This is a genomic window from Tenacibaculum sp. IB213877 (assembly GCF_034043975.1).
Taxonomy (GTDB): domain Bacteria; phylum Bacteroidota; class Bacteroidia; order Flavobacteriales; family Flavobacteriaceae; genus Polaribacter.
The window spans coordinates 14,397-30,116 of record NZ_JAXCHH010000001.1; the positions used below are offsets into that span (position 1 = coordinate 14,397).

At 32.5% G+C, this 15,720-nt stretch carries 18 protein-coding genes; 10 read left to right on the forward strand and 8 right to left on the reverse strand.

The genetic code is table 11. The features are described 5' to 3' along the window. Positions 1-87: 87 nt before the first annotated feature. Positions 88-660, reverse strand: coding sequence for a cob(I)yrinic acid a,c-diamide adenosyltransferase (locus SLH33_RS00065; protein WP_320417013.1), 573 nt, complete (start codon positions 658-660; stop codon positions 88-90). 38 nt (positions 661-698) lie between these two features. Next, positions 699-1,097, reverse strand: a complete 399-nt coding sequence (locus tag SLH33_RS00070; RefSeq protein ID WP_320417014.1) for a thioesterase family protein — start codon at positions 1,095-1,097, stop codon at positions 699-701. Positions 1,098-1,271: 174 nt separating this feature from the next. Here SLH33_RS00070 and dnaA point away from each other — a divergent pair, with 174 nt between their 5' ends. Genes dnaA through SLH33_RS00085 form a run of 3 tightly spaced genes read left to right on the forward strand, consistent with a single transcriptional unit; the run spans position 1,272 to position 3,864 of the window. Then, positions 1,272-2,696, forward strand: coding sequence for a chromosomal replication initiator protein DnaA (gene dnaA / locus SLH33_RS00075; RefSeq protein WP_320417015.1), 1,425 nt, complete (start codon positions 1,272-1,274; stop codon positions 2,694-2,696). Between the two features lie 11 nt (positions 2,697-2,707). Next, positions 2,708-3,163 carry a low molecular weight protein-tyrosine-phosphatase gene (locus tag SLH33_RS00080; RefSeq protein ID WP_320417016.1) on the forward strand — a complete coding sequence of 152 codons (456 nt, stop codon included), beginning with the start codon at positions 2,708-2,710 and terminating at the stop codon, positions 3,161-3,163. Beyond that, on the forward strand, positions 3,160-3,864 hold the full coding sequence (locus SLH33_RS00085; RefSeq protein ID WP_320417017.1) for an SAM-dependent methyltransferase: 705 nt from the start codon (positions 3,160-3,162) through the stop codon (positions 3,862-3,864). Before SLH33_RS00080 ends, SLH33_RS00085 begins: the two co-directional genes overlap by 4 nt. A gap of 10 nt (positions 3,865-3,874) precedes the next feature. Here the strand turns inward: SLH33_RS00085 and SLH33_RS00090 are convergent, their stop codons facing one another. The 4 genes from SLH33_RS00090 to dapF all read right to left on the reverse strand — a co-directional run bounded on the left by SLH33_RS00090 (position 3,875) and on the right by dapF (position 6,977). Then, positions 3,875-4,381: a peptidoglycan-binding protein LysM gene (locus tag SLH33_RS00090; protein ID WP_320417551.1), complete on the reverse strand. Its 507-nt coding sequence runs from the start codon at positions 4,379-4,381 to the stop codon at positions 3,875-3,877. A 277-nt stretch (positions 4,382-4,658) separates the two neighbouring features. Next, complete coding sequence (gene mltG / locus SLH33_RS00095) at positions 4,659-5,684, reverse strand: endolytic transglycosylase MltG (RefSeq protein WP_320417018.1); 1,026 nt, start codon at positions 5,682-5,684, stop codon at positions 4,659-4,661. After that, complete coding sequence (locus tag SLH33_RS00100; RefSeq protein WP_320417019.1) at positions 5,674-6,201, reverse strand: GNAT family protein; 528 nt, start codon at positions 6,199-6,201, stop codon at positions 5,674-5,676. The genes mltG and SLH33_RS00100 overlap by 11 nt, the downstream gene beginning before the upstream one ends. Next, positions 6,201-6,977, reverse strand: a complete 777-nt coding sequence (dapF, locus tag SLH33_RS00105) for a diaminopimelate epimerase (protein ID WP_320417020.1) — start codon at positions 6,975-6,977, stop codon at positions 6,201-6,203. The genes SLH33_RS00100 and dapF overlap by 1 nt, the downstream gene beginning before the upstream one ends. Before the next feature lie 135 nt (positions 6,978-7,112). Here dapF and SLH33_RS00110 point away from each other — a divergent pair, with 135 nt between their 5' ends. From SLH33_RS00110 to SLH33_RS00140, 7 genes are all read left to right on the forward strand, one after another. Then, positions 7,113-8,495: a trypsin-like peptidase domain-containing protein gene (locus SLH33_RS00110; RefSeq protein WP_320417021.1), complete on the forward strand. Its 1,383-nt coding sequence runs from the start codon at positions 7,113-7,115 to the stop codon at positions 8,493-8,495. A gap of 153 nt (positions 8,496-8,648) precedes the next feature. Further along, complete coding sequence (locus tag SLH33_RS00115) at positions 8,649-10,091, forward strand: glyceraldehyde-3-phosphate dehydrogenase (protein ID WP_320417022.1); 1,443 nt, start codon at positions 8,649-8,651, stop codon at positions 10,089-10,091. A 122-nt stretch (positions 10,092-10,213) separates the two neighbouring features. Then, entirely contained in the window at positions 10,214-10,801 is a 588-nt protein-coding gene (locus SLH33_RS00120; RefSeq protein ID WP_320417023.1) for a hypothetical protein, read from the forward strand. After that, positions 10,802-11,407: a hypothetical protein gene (locus tag SLH33_RS00125; RefSeq protein ID WP_320417024.1), complete on the forward strand. Its 606-nt coding sequence runs from the start codon at positions 10,802-10,804 to the stop codon at positions 11,405-11,407. A gap of 3 nt (positions 11,408-11,410) precedes the next feature. Then, positions 11,411-13,408 (forward strand): NAD-dependent DNA ligase LigA, encoded by a 1,998-nt coding sequence (ligA, locus tag SLH33_RS00130; RefSeq protein WP_320417552.1) that lies wholly within the window; start codon positions 11,411-11,413, stop codon positions 13,406-13,408. A gap of 1 nt (position 13,409) precedes the next feature. Further along, complete coding sequence (locus SLH33_RS00135; protein WP_320417025.1) at positions 13,410-13,685, forward strand: hypothetical protein; 276 nt, start codon at positions 13,410-13,412, stop codon at positions 13,683-13,685. After that, complete coding sequence (locus SLH33_RS00140) at positions 13,685-14,353, forward strand: lysoplasmalogenase (RefSeq protein ID WP_320417026.1); 669 nt, start codon at positions 13,685-13,687, stop codon at positions 14,351-14,353. Before SLH33_RS00135 ends, SLH33_RS00140 begins: the two co-directional genes overlap by 1 nt. Here SLH33_RS00140 and SLH33_RS00145 read toward each other — a convergent pair. Together SLH33_RS00145 and SLH33_RS00150 are read right to left on the reverse strand one after the other, a co-directional pair. Further along, positions 14,348-14,725: a DoxX family protein gene (locus tag SLH33_RS00145; RefSeq protein ID WP_320417027.1), complete on the reverse strand. Its 378-nt coding sequence runs from the start codon at positions 14,723-14,725 to the stop codon at positions 14,348-14,350. The genes SLH33_RS00140 and SLH33_RS00145 overlap by 6 nt on opposite strands. A gap of 80 nt (positions 14,726-14,805) precedes the next feature. Continuing rightward, positions 14,806-15,720, reverse strand: a complete 915-nt coding sequence (locus tag SLH33_RS00150) for a metallophosphatase (RefSeq protein ID WP_320417028.1) — start codon at positions 15,718-15,720, stop codon at positions 14,806-14,808.

The window sequence follows — 15,720 nt, forward strand, 5'->3', positions numbered from 1 at the left end:
ATATATTTTCTTGCAAAAATAAAATTTAAACTTAAAAAGTCAAGTTTTTTTTAATAAATCTCATGTCTGTTAAAAAAAAGAACTTATTTACAGTTTATTAGGTATCCATTTTACCTCTTCTGCTTGCAAATATTTAGTCAACTTTCGTGCCAATACAAAAAGATAGTCAGATAGTCTGTTTAAATACATTATAATATTAGGGTCTATACCTTCCTCATCATGTAAGGCAACCGATAATCGTTCAGCTCTACGGCATACACAGCGAGCTACATGACAGAATGACACGGTTTGATGTCCTCCTGGTAAAATAAAATGTGTCATAACAGGTAATGAGTTATTCATTTCATCAATTTGATGTTCTAAAAATTGAATAGATTTAGCATCTATTTTAGGAATATTCAATCTTTCTTTTCCATTTTTTAATGTTTCTTTTTCAGGCGGAGTAGCTAACATGGCACCTAAAGTGAATAATTCATTTTGAATTTTCAGCAAACTTTCTTTAGAATGATTGTCTATTGCTTGGTCACGAACCAAACCTATATATGAATTTAGTTCATCTACAGTACCATAGCTTTCTATTCGTAAATGATATTTGGGTACACGAGTACCACCAAATAATGAAGTAGTTCCTTTATCGCCTGTTTTGGTGTAAATTTTCATGTGTGTGTTTTGAAAGGTGAAAATACTAAATCTTCTTTTTAAAAATTTAGTTTATCAAGTATATATTCCGGACATCGAGTTGGTCGATTGGTTGTATTGTTAATAAATGCTAAAACGGTATTGCCCGTACAAATAAGCTCGTTATGTTGATTGGTGATTTCATAATCGAATTCAATTTTAACAGCAGGCTTCTTTTTAAGGTACGTAGTTACTGTTAAAACATCATCGTACAATGCAGATTTTAAATATTTACAACTCAGTGAAATTACGGGTAACATTATTCCTGTTTTTTCCATATATTTGTACGTAACGCCCATAGAGCGAAGCCATTCTGTACGCCCAATTTCAAAGAATTGTGCATAATTTCCGTGGTACACAACTCCCATTTGATCGGTTTCTGCGTATCGGACTCTAAAAGATGATGAATGTTGATGCAAGGTTAGTTTTGTTTTTTTAATACGCGAATCTTACATAAAAAATAATTAAAAATCAATAGCGTTTTCATTTTTTTATACTAAAAATTATTCACACTTTTGTTCATCCGTACAGGGAGAAAGTGGAATGCCAATTCCATCTAGTATTAACCAAATTAATCATCTGTTATACCACAAATGAATAGAACTGCTGAATCAGTATGGATGCAATGTTTGTCTTTTATTAAAGACAATATTAAACCCCAAGCGTATAAAACTTGGTTTGAACCAATCAAACCAATTAAATTATCGGGAGAGGCATTGACCATTCAGGTTCCAAGTAAGTTTTTTTATGAGTGGTTAGAAGAACACTATATCAAATTATTACGAGTGGCTTTGGTGAGAGAATTAGGGGAGCAAGCTAAATTGATTTATGATGTACGTATGGAAAATACGTACAGTAGTAATAGTCCACAAACAGTTAAAATTCCTAGTGCAAACAGAAACCCGCTAAAACCGCAAAAAGTTACGGTTCCTATTGAGTCTAAAAGAGAATTAAAAAATCCATTTGTAATTCCAGGACTTCAAAAGGTAAAAATAGAATCTCAACTCAATCCAAATTATAATTTTAACAATTTTGTTGAAGGAGACTCTAACAGGTTGGCAAGATCTGCAGGTATGGCAGTAGCTAACAAACCTGGAGGGACATCTTTTAATCCGTTACTGGTTTATGGAGGAGTAGGGTTAGGAAAAACACATTTAGCACATGCTATTGGTGTTGAAATTAAAGATAAATATCCTGATAAGACAGTTTTATATATTTCATCTGAAAAATTTACACAACAATTTATTGATTCAGTAAAATCGAATACAAGAAATGATTTTATTCATTTTTATCAAATGATTGATGTGTTGATTATTGATGATGTTCAGTTTTTATCAGGGAAAGCAGGAACACAAGACGTGTTCTTCCATATATTTAACCATTTGCATCAAAATGGAAAGCAGGTAATTTTAACTTCTGATAAAGCGCCTGTAGATATGCAAGATATTGAGCAACGATTATTATCTCGTTTTAAATGGGGACTATCTGCTGAATTGCAAAGTCCTGATTATGAAACACGTATTTCTATTCTTCAAAATAAATTATATAGAGACGGAGTAGAAATGCCAGAGGATATAGTTGAATATATTGCAAAAAACATTAAGTCTAACGTTAGAGAGTTGGAAGGGGTTATCATTTCTATGATTGCTCAGGCATCTTTTAATAAAAAAGAATTCACGCTAGATTTAGCACGCCAGATTGTAGATAAGTTTGTTAAAAATACAAAGAAAGAAGTTTCGGTAGAATACATTCAAAAAGTAGTATCTAAATACTTTGATATGGATGTAGCTACGTTGCAGTCAAAAACTAGAAAAAGACATGTGGTACAAGCACGTCAATTAGCTATGTATTTTGCAAAGCGTATGACCAAGTCTTCTTTAGCTAGTATTGGTAGTCAAATAGGGCAGCGAGATCATGCTACAGTATTACATGCGTGTAAAACGGTTGATAATTTAACTGAAACCGACAAGCAGTTTAGAAAATACGTAGACGATTTAACAAAAAAACTTACATTTTAATTCTTTTTATTATGAAAATACTAATGGTTTGTTTGGGGAATATTTGTCGTTCGCCATTAGCCGAAGGTATTTTAAAATCTAAAGTAAATTCAGCTAAAGTTTTTGTTGATTCTGCTGGTACTTCAGGATATCATCAAGGAGAATTGCCTGATTCGCGTTCTATCGCTACTGCTAAAAAAAGAGGAATTGATATTACCGATCAGCGATCAAGACAGTTTTTAATTGCTGATTTTGATAGTTTTGATTGGATTTATGCGATGGATGAGAGTAATTACAGGAATATAATTAGTTTGAGTAGAGGAGAAGAAGATACACAAAAAGTAAAAATGATTTTGAATGAAGCTGAGCCTAACTCAAATTTAAGTGTGCCAGATCCTTACTACGGAGGAGATAAAGGGTTTGATAATGTGTTTGATATGTTAGATGAGGCGTGTGAAATCATTGCTTCTAAAATTATAGACAAATGAGAGGAAAACTCTATTTAATACCTACTACTTTAGGAGATACAGAACCTTTAGAAGTAATGCCACTTTCAGTTAAGAAAGTAGTAGAAAGGTTAGATTATTTTATAGTTGAGAATGAAAAATCAGCTAGACGATTTATCAAAAAAATAACACCTAACAAATCACAACCATCTTTAAAGTTAATGTTGTTAGATAAGTACTCTGATGAGTTGGAAGTGCGAAATTATTTAGATGTTTGTGAGCAAGGTATATCTATAGGCGTTTTATCAGATGCGGGTGTTCCGGCTGTGGCAGATCCTGGTGCAAGTGTTGTTAGATTAGCACATCAAAAAGGAATACAAGTAGTGCCGTTAGTTGGTCCTTCATCTATATTAATGGCAATAATGGCTTCAGGTATGAATGGCCAAAGCTTTGCGTTTAACGGATATTTACCTATTGATAAAGCTACACGAAAAAAATCAATCAAAGACCTTGAGCGATTATCTAAAGAGAAAGACCAATCTCAAATATTCATAGAAACTCCTTATCGTAATGAAAAATTACTTGATGATTTACGAGCAACATTACAGCCTACTACACTTGTATGTGTAGCATGTGATATTACGCTCCCTACCGAGTATATTAAAACACTTACAGTAAAAGAGTGGAAATCTGAAAAACCAGATTTACACAAACGACCTGCAATATTTATCATTCATCAATAAACACCATGGTTTAAACCGTAGCGAATCTGTTTGCTTTGATGTGTGAAACATCAAAACCACCAAAATCTTCTAAATACGATTCAATTGTAGTACCAAAAGCGTCTTGAAATTGATAATTACCGTAAGAACGTAAGAATTTTTTTACATTACCAGCACCAGCTAAATGTGCAGCTGCTAAAATACCAGATTCTGTAATGGTAATACCTTTAATTCTTTTGCCTGTAAAACGTTTAATGTCTTTGCGAAGAATCCATTTGTTTACCTTACATAGTGCAGTGAAAGCCCTTTCCTGTAGTTCAGGGTTTTTCAAAAAATGTTCGGTGTTATAAATTTTAAATCTTCGTAAAGTGCCTTTACCAAATTGGTATTTGCCTAAGTATCCTAGTTCGTTTACAATCCTGTACTTTCCTTGAGATTCTTTAAAAGCTAAAGCTTCTTTAAATCCAACGAAATCTTTCTGTAAAAAGGGGATTGCAACGTTATTGTTGCTTTTTACTGAAGAACTTTTTGAAGTAATTTTTTCTTTTTCCTTCGGATGAATTGTAAAACTTGTTAAGATAATAAATCCTAATAAAAGTTTTAATTTTCTGATAACAATTTACTTTCTGTTCAGCGGGGCAAAGTTACAATAAATTCTTAATGTTAGGTAGAATTATTTTTTTTGTATCTTAATAGGTTTGAAAAGTTAGACGCAAAAAACAGTTTTTTTTAACAATATAACATTATAACGGAGTTTTTTGTGTTATATTGTTTAGGTTAAGGTTAATAAATTGTAAATAAAAATTTGTTAAAATTTATCTATTTATTCCTTGTTGACTTATCCAGCGTTGATATTTTGCCGCATTTCGGTTGTGTTGCGAAAGAGAAGTAGCAAATTCATGATACCCAATCTTTTCAACACTAGCACACATATAATAGTAATTATGTTGTGCCGGATTTAATACTGCATCTATAGCAGTTACGTCTGGCATTGCAATTAAAGAAGGTGGTAAACCAATATTTTTATAAGTGTTGTATGGTGAGTTTATAGTTAGGTCTTTATTCAACACTCTTTTAATAACTGTATCCTGACCATATTTTTCTTTTAAACAATAAATGATGGTGGGATCTGCTTGTAAAGGCCAGCCACTTTTTAATCTATTTAAGTATAAACCTGCCACTAAAGGTCGTTCATCTTTTTTAGCGGTTTCTTTTTGAACTATAGAAGCTAAAGCAATCACCTGGCCTTCTGTCAAACCTAATTTTGTTGCTTGGTTTAATCGAGTAGTATTCCAAAATCTATTGTATTCTTTTAGCATGCGGTCTCTAAAGCTTTCGGCAGAAGTATTCCAGTAAAATTCATACTGATTAGGAATATACATACCTAAAACTGTTTTTTCATTAAAATCATTTTCAGCTAAAAAAGCACTATCTCTCATCGCAGATAATAAAGACAAGCTATCAGCCTCAACTTGTTGTGCAATTCTACCGGCTAGATTTTCTAAAGTATTTTGGTTGTTAAAAGAAACTTTAATAGGTGTTTGGTTTCCAATTCTTAGCATGTTTACCAAACTGTTCAAATTCATCCCTTTTTTTAGAACGTACATGCCGCCTTTAGGTGTATTGTATTTCTTTTTATTGGCAACCCATTCAAAATTGTCTGTATTTTTTATGTACGGACTTATAGCTTGGGTAACATCATCAAGAGTAGAGTTGGATTTGATATAGATTTTAGCGTCTTGTGTAACTGCTTTTCCGTATATCTTTTGATAAAAATTTAAACCTATAATACCTCCGACTACTAGAAGTCCGATTACAATGTAAATGATTTTATTTTTCATTAATTAATTGAAATAAAATTTCGTCTTTAAAATTTCCGTGGCTAAAAATCCAATCTTTCTTTATGCCTACTTCTTTAAAATTTTGTTTTTGAAATAATAACAAACTTTTTTCATTGTCAGAAGTAATATTAGCATACAATTGATGCAAATGTAAGTGTAAAAAACTATACTTTACAAGTAATTGTATAGCTTCAGAAGCAAAACCGTTCCCTTGAAAATCGGTATGAATTAAAATACCAATACCTGCACGTTTATGATGTGGTTCAAAATCAAACAGATCAATCATACCAATAGGTTGGTTAGCTTTGTTTTCTTCAATAATTAAACGAAGTTGTTTTGCCTCATAAATATCTAAATGACTATTTTCAAGATATTGCTTAAGTAAAAATTTTGAAAATGGTTTTTGAGTATGACTGATCTCCCAAAAAGATTCATCATTTTCAGTTTTAAATAAAAACTCTAAGTCTTCAGGTTCTAAAGCGCGTAAGTTGATATGTTTTCCTGATAAGGTTTGCATTAAATTTCAATATTACCTGAAAAAACAAATTCAGCAGATCCGATAAGATGAACGTTAGTATACTTGCCATTATTGTATTCAAAAGAAACCGATAGTTTTCCTCCTTCAACCAACATGTTAATTGTGTTCGCTTTTGTTTTTTTACTACTATGCATAGCCAATGCAACAGCTGTAACGCCGGTGCCACATGCCAAGGTTTCATCTTCTACACCTCGTTCGTAAGTACGAACTCTATAAGTGTTATCATCAATATTTTTCACAAAATTTACATTGCTACCTTCAGTGCCGTAAATTTCGTGTCTTATTTTTCTTCCTTCGTTATAAACATCAAAATTCTCAATATCATCGACTAATTGTACATGATGAGGAGATCCTGTGTTAGTAAAAATATAGCTTTGAAAAATGTCAACTTTTTCTACGTCAATCATTTGTAACGACACAATGTCATCTTTAAGTATAGCGTGGTGTATACCATCAATAGCCATAAAAGTTGTGTCAGTTTCAAACAAGCCTAACTTTTTGGCAAAGGCAACTATACATCTTCCTCCATTACCACACATAGTACTTTCGTTGCCATCGGCGTTATAATACACCATTCTAAAATTGGTTTGCTCATCATCTTCTAACAAGATTAATCCATCTGCACCAATACCAAAATGACGATCACATAATTTTTTTACAATTTTTGTGTTATATTTTGGAAAGGTTTTTGCTCTATTATCAATCATAATAAAGTCATTACCTGTACCCTGATATTTAAAAAATGTTAGATTCATAGGGAGACAAAGATACGTATTTCAATATGAAATTACAGGTGTTAAATAGCGGTTAAAACTTGTTAAAAAGGCGTTAAACAGATTTTAGCCATTTGTTAAAATTGTATATTTGATCATATAAATAAATTCAAGCAAATGAAGAAAATATTAGGTATTTTAGGAGTAGCCTTTTTAGGAGGTGCCATGGCGCTTGGAGGCTACAAATTATTTTTTGAACAACCAATAATTGTTGAGCAAACTTCAGAGCCAACGCTACAAACTGTAAAAGCTAGTTATACGCCAACGGTCATTAATTCATCGTCGGTACCTACTAATTTTACAGAGGCCGCCGAAAAAACGGTACATGCTGTTGTACATGTTAAAAACACAGCAATTAAAGAAGTGTACAATCCGTTTGAAGAGTTTTTTGGTGGTAACGGACGTAGGAAGCAGCAACAAGTGGGTACCGGTAGTGGTGTAATCATTTCTCAAGATGGATATATTATTACCAACAACCATGTTATTGATGGAGCTACCGATTTAGAAATTACTTTAAATAACAGAAAAAAAGTAAAAGCAGAATTAATTGGTACAGATAAAAGTAATGATATTGCCTTATTAAAAATAGATTATGATGGTGAGTTGCCATACATCCCTTTTGGTAATTCAGATAATGCCAAAATAGGCGAGTGGGTGTTAGCGGTTGGAAATCCATATAATTTAACATCTACCGTAACTGCAGGTATTATTAGTGCAAAAGGACGCGATTTAGATGGAAATGGAATTACAGATGCATTTATTCAAACAGATGCAGCAGTAAATCCTGGAAATAGTGGAGGAGCTTTGGTAAATACAAGAGGAGAGTTAATTGGAATTAACACAGCTATTACATCTAGAACAGGTTCGTATATTGGGTATTCGTTTGCGGTGCCTTCAAACATTGCTAAAAAGATCATTGATGATATTTTAGAGTTTGGAGATGTACAAGAAGCATTAATGGGGATTGAATATGCTCCGCAGGAAGATCAAATTCAAGGAGTGAAAATTTCTAAGGTAACAACCGAAGGAGGAGCAGAAAAAGCAGGTTTACAAGAAGGAGATATTATTAAAAAAGTCAATAATGTAAATATTGAAAAGTTTTCTGACTTAAGAGGACAGTTAACTGCCAGAAGACCTGGAGATAAAGTAGCCGTTACTGTTTTAAGAGATGGTGAGAATATAGAAAAAGTAGTTACACTTGGTAAAAAAGATTATGTTGAAATTTTAGAATTGTCACTAACGCTAAAAGATTTAACTAAAAGCGAACTAAAAAAACACAATATTAAATCAGGAGCCAAAATAGCTAAAAATTTAAATCCTTATTTAACTCATTTTGGTGTAAAAGAAGGATTTATTATCACAAAAATTAATAAAACTATAGTAGTTGATGCTTTAGATGCTAAGCGTAAATTAACAGCTGCTAATAGAAGTAATAAACCTTTATTTATTGAGGTGATTAATTTAAGCGGACAAAGTGAACGTTATGCATTCAATCAATAAATATTAAATTTTAGATTAGGTTAGTTTGAAAACTCGATTTTGACACATCAAAATCGAGTTTTTTTCTTTTTTTAAAAATGATTAGCGAAATCGTTTGAAATTAATACTTTTGCACAAAATTTTTTAATTAGCACAACACAACACCACACAACTATGTCAACAATAGCAAACTACGAAAAAGAAGTTGCAGGTCAAGCTCAGGTAAGAAGAGCTACCACAGAGTTTATTAACATTGTAAATGATTTATGGTACGATAAATCTATCGAATTAGTATTGTTTAGAAATCCGTTAGTAGACAAAAGAGCTAGTGAAGTATTGAATTTAATAGACTATGCAGGAGCATTTGTTGCTAAGCCTATTTCAATTTATGATGCTTTAGAGATTGCTAAAGCTATTCAATCTACCAATTTACCTCCTTCAAAATTAGATATTGGTAAATTAGCTTACGAGTGCCACTTAAATGAGAATAAGTGCGATGATAAAGTAGCTTTTGTAAAAGATCAATTAAAAGATGCTACTCAAGCTTCTGAAATTAAACCAAAAGATGTTGTTTTATATGGTTTTGGACGTATTGGTCGTTTATTAGCGCGTGAGTTGAGTACTAAAATGGGTAAAGGGTCTCAATTACGTTTAAGAGCAGTAGTCACTCGTGGAGAAATTACGCAATCAGTTTTAGAAAAAAGAGCGTCTTTATTAAGTATTGATTCGGTTCATGGAGATTTTTTAGGTACTGTACAGGTGGATGCTGATAACAATGCCTTAATTATCAATGGTACTACTGTGTATATGATCTCAGCAAATGTGCCTGAAGATATTGATTATACCCAATATGGTATTAATGATGCTTTAGTAATTGATAATACAGGAGCTTTTAGAGATAAGGAGGCTTTAAGTCGTCATTTAAAAGCAAAAGGAGCGAGCAAGGTGTTGTTAACTGCACCAGGTAAAGGAGTTCCAAATATAGTACACGGAGTAAACCATTTAGAAAATGATCCTGATAAAATTGATATTTTCTCGGCTGCTTCTTGTACTACCAATGCTATCACACCTGTGTTAAAGGTTATCGAAGATAACTTCGGAATAAAAAAAGGACACTTAGAAACGATTCATGCCTATACCAATGATCAAAATTTGGTAGACAACATGCATAGTAAATACCGTAGAGGTAGAGCTGCTGCTTTAAACATGGTAATTACTGAAACAGGTGCAGGTAAAGCTGTATCAAAAGCATTACCGGCATTAGAAGGTAAATTAACTTCAAATGCTATTCGTGTTCCGGTACCAAACGGATCGTTAGCGGTATTAAATTTACAATTAAATACAAAGGTTACTACTGAAGCTGTTAATGCTATTATGAAGCAATATGCGTTGGAAGGTGAGTTAGTTGAACAAATAAAGTATGAGTTGAGTAACGAGTTAGTATCGTCTGATATTGTTGGAACAACTGCACCATCAATCTTTGATAGTAAAGCAACAATTACTGATGGAGATACCATTGTAATTTATGTGTGGTATGATAATGAGTATGGATATTCTCATCAAGTAATGCGTTTAGCAAAACATATAGCAAAAGTTCGTAGATATACCTATTACTAGGAAACAAACAACTAATATCTCAAAGCGAAGTTTAAATACTTCGCTTTTTTTGTTGAAAAATGTTGTAGCCAGAATAAATTCCACCATAAAACTTTCCTTAAATTAGCCGAAATTCAATTTCAATGAAAAGAATACTACTATCTTTTTTATTTTTACTTCTGATGATGAAAAGCTACGCACAAAACAATACATTACCCTATTATGAAATACCCGAAGCTGCGGAAACATATACAGCAGGAAGTGTATTGAGTAGAATGATTGACGGATTAGGCTTTCGATACTATTGGGCAACCGAAGGATTAACTGAAAAAGATCTACAGTTTCAACCTAATTCAGAGGCACGTACCACTGAGCAAACCATTGATCATATTGTAAATCTATCACAAGTAGTGGTGAATGCAGCATTGAAAGTAGCAAGTGATCAGTTTGATTTTTCGCAGTTATCGTTCACTGATAAAAGAAAAAAAACCTTAGAAAACTTAAAGAAAGCCAGCGATATTTTAAAGACAAGCGAAGATATATCACAGTTTAAGATCATATTTAAAAGAGGAGAGAACACATCAGAATTTCCTATGTGGAATGCTATAAATGGTCCCATTGCTGATGCACTTTGGCATACGGGACAAATAGTTTCTTTTCGTCGTTCATCGGGTAACCCGTTACCAAAAGGAGTAAATGTGTTTACAGGAACTTATAAAAACAATAAGTAAATGAAATATTTTTTTCTAAGTTTTATTTTATCACTGCTACTATTTTCTTGTGAGTCTAAGAAAAAAGACACTAAAAGAGAGATAAGAGAAGTAATTGATAAAGATGTTATTACAGAGAAACAGCTTCCTAAAAAAATAAATATTAAATATTTTGAGGAAGAATCAGCTATAGATATACTTATCGATAGAGAAGAGTTAAAAACATATTTAGACTTTGAATTTAACTATGATAAGTTTGAAGTAAGAAAAGAAAATAATAAAGACCAAATTTCATATTACAATAAAAACTTTAAAGTTTTTATTAGTAAGAAAATATATGATAAAAGTCAAAAAGTTAATGATGGAGATTATTATGGTGTGAACTATGATACACCAAATGAAGTTGTTAGTTCTGTTGAGATATTATTTAAAGATCAAAAAATTGGACTTGATAAAGTATATTTTAAGGATTTAGCGGAGCCAGATTTTACTAGGTCAAATGTATATCAAATTGATGATAAAAATATAATAATTGAAATGAATAATAGTGATGGAGCAGGAGGCTATGCTGCTTATTTTTTTATAAATAATAAAGGAGAAGTTGAACGATATATTGTTTTTCCATAAATGATGAATATCCAACAAAGAATACAAGAGCTTAGAGACGAACTTAATCAACATAATTACAATTATTATGTGTTAGATAAACCTACCATTAGCGATTATGAGTTCGATGTAAAAATTAGAGAATTACAAGAGTTAGAAGATAAATATCCGGAGTTTTATGACCCGAATTCCCCTACACAACGTGTTGGAGGAGAAATAACCAAGAACTTTGAAACGGTTACCCATAAAAGCAGAATGTATTCATTGGATAATTCGTATTCTAAAGAAGATCTGATCGATTGGGAAAAGCGTTTGCATCGACTTTTAGGTGTTGCAGATATTGAGTATACTTGCGAGTTAAAGTACGATGGAGCTTCTATCAATTTAACCTATGAAAACGGACAGTTGGTGAGTGCTGTTACGCGTGGTGACGGAATTCAAGGAGATGATGTAACTACCAATATCAAAACAATTAGGTCAATTCCGTTAGTGGTGAACACTAATTTTGCTAGCGACTTTCAAATGAGAGGTGAAATTATTTTACCGTTAGAAGGTTTTAACAAAATGAATGAAGAACGTATTGATATTGGCGAAGAACCTTACAGGAATCCGCGTAACACAGCTAGTGGAAGTTTAAAATTACAAGATAGTGCTGAGGTAGCGAAGCGTCCGTTAGATTGTTTATTGTATCATTTGGTGGATGAAGGTCAACATTATGCTACGCATTTTGAAAGTTTGGATAATGCGAGAAAAGCCGGATTTAAAGTTCCGGATACGCTTAAAGTATGTAAAAATCTAGAGGAGGTTTTAGAATTTTTAAACTATTGGGATGTTCATAGGCATGATTTGCCTTACGAGACTGACGGAGTGGTGGTGAAGGTGAATAGTATTCAATACCAGGAAGAACTGGGATATACAGCCAAAGCTCCGCGTTGGGCAATTGCCTATAAATTCAAGGCTGAACAGGTTTCTACCGTTTTAAATGAAATTAGTTATCAGGTAGGACGAACCGGAGCCATTACGCCTGTGGCGAATTTAGAACCTGTGTTATTGGCAGGAACCATAGTGAAAAGAGCATCGCTGCATAATGCAGATCAAATTGAAAAATTAGATGTAAGAGTAGGTGATACGGTTTATGTGGAAAAAGGTGGTGAGATCATTCCTAAAATTATGGGCGTAGATCTAACAAAAAGACCAGCCGATTCTCAACCTACGCAATATGCCACACATTGTCCTGTTTGTCATACCGAATTGGTGAGAACCGAAGGAGATGCAAAGCATTATTGTCCGAATGAATTTGGTTGTGCACCTCAAATTACCGGTAAAATTCAGCATTTTATCAGTAGAAAAGCCATGGATATTGACGGTTTAGGTTCAGAAACAGTTGAGTTATTACATAAAGAAGGATTGATTCGTAATTACGCCGATTTATATGATTTAACTGTAGATCAAGTTATTCCATTGGAAAGAATGGCAGAAAAATCTGCTCAAAATATGATTGACGGAATAGAAAAATCGAAAGAAATTCCGTTTGAAAAAGTATTGTTTGCACTCGGAATTCGATTTGTAGGTGAAACCGTAGCTAAAAAACTAGCAAAACACTTTAAATCCATAGATAATTTAATGAATGCTTCTTTTGAAGAATTGATAGCTGTGGATGAAATTGGTGATAAAATTGCTGAAAGTGTAATCCAATTCTTTGATGACAAAGCAAATGTTGAGTTAGTTAACCGATTGAAAAATTACGGAGTACAGTTAGAGATATCCGCTGAAGAACAAGCTAACCAAACGGACAAGTTATCAGGTAAAGTGTTTGTGGTTTCCGGAGTGTTTCATCAAATGAGTAGAAATGAACTGAAGAAAGCAATTGAAGATAACGGAGGAAAGGTAAGTAGCTCTATATCTAAAAAAACGTCATTTATTGTAGCGGGAGATAACATGGGACCGAGTAAATTGGCAAAAGCACAAGATTTGGGTATCGAAATTATATCTGAAGATGATTTTATTAATATGATTCAATAATATGAAGCATAAAATCAGTAAGTTTTTAATCAATAGTTTTATCGTTTATGTGCTTCTAAATATTACCGTGGTGCTATTAGATAAAAAGTATGAATATCAGTTAAAATCTTTTGATAAGAATAATGATGGCTTTTTTCAATCATCAGAAATAAATGAAGATCAAAAAGCAGCAATGAAAAAGGTAACCAATGATACTGCAAGAAATTTAGCGCCTTTTACTTTAATACCATTTTCGCTTCTTATTGGGAGTCTAACTATCTTAAAAATTAAAAAATAATGACCAAACAAACTAAAATTCTAATCGCATCCATTGCTTTTTTATTAGTGTCAGCATTTGAAATATATGCTGTAGCAACCCATAACTTAAACATAGAAATGATTTTTAAACCGTTATTAATGACAACGCTTGCGGTTATTTATCTTTTTTCGGTTAAAAAACCTAGTTTTTGGTTTTTATCAGCATTGTTCTTTTCGTTTTGGGGCGATGTTTTTTTGTTATTCAAAGACAAATTTTTTGTTTTTGGACTTGCATCTTTCTTACTTGCGCATGTTCTGTATATAAAAATTACAGCAGGCTTTCTTAAAAAAGAATCGTTTGGGAAAATAGCAATAGCATCAGTTCCGTTTGTAATTTATTTATTGGGTTTATTATTCTTGATTAAAGACAATTTAGGAGATATGTTAATTCCTGTAATTGTGTATGGAATCACAATTTCATCATTCGGAGCTGTGGCCTTACTAAATTATATGAGCAATAAATCAACGGCTAATTTGTGGCTTTTCTTAGGAGCTATTATCTTTATTACTTCGGATAGTTTAATTGCTATTAATAGGTTTTATGAATCAAAAGCTATGTATGGCATTATAATTATGGTAACCTATATTGTTGCACAGTATTTAATTACTAAAGCAATGATTGTTAAAACGCAGCAAGGAGAGTTATAAAAACGGAATTTCCTTTCGATTTAAATACAATAAAGTTCCTCCGGAAAGTAGGGTAATGATTGCCATAATAAATAAGGTGCCACCGTCATTGTTGTGTTCAATACCTATTTTAGTGAGGTGAGAAAAAATAGCGCCTGCCATTAATCCAATAGTTAAAAAAGCACCCAACCAGGTTTTTGAAGGAATAAAAAGTAACACGGAAGCGACTAACTCGATAATGCCTGTACCAATACGCATAAAAGCTTCGTTATTTCCTGCAATTTTGGTAAATAAATCTACGCTTTCTTGAGCTCCTGTAAACTTAAAAAACAAGGTTTGCAGCATGATAATAGCAGCTATTAACTTTAAAAATAGTGGTACGTATTTTTTCATATTGATTGAGTTTTGGTTCCTTGTTTTAGACGCACTTTTAAAACAAGCTTACAATCAATATGAAAATTTATAATTGCTATTTATACCAAAATAGTGGTTCCTTTTGAAGATTTATTATTGTCTTCATCAAAGTAAAAATCAACTCTACCTAAGTTAATTCCATATGCTCCCACTTGATTAACTAACATGTTTTTATCAGCTACATTTTTAACAATGGTAGGTTTAGGTAAGAAAGTATGGGTATGCCCACCAATGATCAAATCGATGTTTTTGGTAACTTTTGCTAAGTTTAAATCAGAGATTTTATCAGGATTGTTTTTATAGTAATACCCAAGATGCGATAGACAGATAATTAAATCACATTTATGTGTGTTTTTTAATTCGTTGGTAATGTCTTGTGTAATTTCAACAGGATCAAAATACTTGGTTTCTTTATACATTTTAGGATCTACTAAGCCATCTAACTGAATTCCTAACCCGAATATCCCGATTTTAACACCATCTTTTACAATGATTTTATAAGGCTTTACATGAGTGTCTAAAACGGTGTTAGAAAAATCGTAATTAGCAGAAACAAAATCAAACTTTGCATTGGGTAACTGTTTGTATAATCCGTCAATTGAATTATCAAAATCATGATTCCCGATGGTAGCTACATCATATTTTAGCATACTCATCAGCTTAAACTCTAATTCACCTCCAAAATAATTAAAATAAGGTGTGCCTTGAAAAATATCACCAGCATCTAATAATAGCGTATTCGGATTTTCTTTTCGTATTTGCTCAACAACACTTGCCCTTCTAGCAACACCACCTTTGTTGGCATATTTATAATGCGTTAGTTCAAAGGGTTCAATATGGCTATGCGTATCGTTGGTGTGTAAAATGGTAATATGCTTGGTTTTCTTAGAGGTAAAAGAGGGTAGTGTGAGTCCGCCACCAATGGCAAAAGCTGAGGTGTAAGAAAACTGTTTTATAAAATCTCTACGTTTCAT